This window comes from Oligella sp. HMSC05A10, from assembly GCF_001808335.1.
GTDB lineage: Bacteria > Pseudomonadota > Gammaproteobacteria > Burkholderiales > Burkholderiaceae_B > Oligella > Oligella urethralis.
Genome location: NZ_KV792896.1, coordinates 661 through 952 on the forward strand (window position 1 = coordinate 661; position 292 = coordinate 952).

Annotated in this window: 1 protein-coding gene; it reads left to right on the forward strand. The window is 51.7% G+C overall.

Annotated elements, in window-relative coordinates; translation table 11 throughout:
- Window positions 1-90 precede the first annotated feature (90 nt).
- Window positions 91-292: VENN motif pre-toxin domain-containing protein (locus HMPREF3144_RS11955; RefSeq protein WP_168163055.1), on the forward strand; the 202-nt coding region annotated here is incomplete at its 3' end.

Here is a 292-nt window from a genome sequence, read left to right on the forward strand (position 1 = left end):
CCTCTCTTCCTTATTGGAGTGAGACAGAAGGTGAGGAAGCAGATTAAAGTTTTTACGATGGTAGTTTAAGCTTTAATCATCACAAAGGAAATAGGAAAGTACGTCGCCGTCAAAGCCGCCCCAGTCCTTGCCCATTACCTCTACGGCAAAGAAGCAGCTGACTTAAACGCCGATGAGAAAGCCACCATCTCCAGTATCACGAGTCTCGTGGGTGCGGGTGTGGGCGGTATCACTGGCACGGACTCGAGTATTGCGCAGGGTGCGCAGTCAGCGGGGACGGCGGTGGATAATA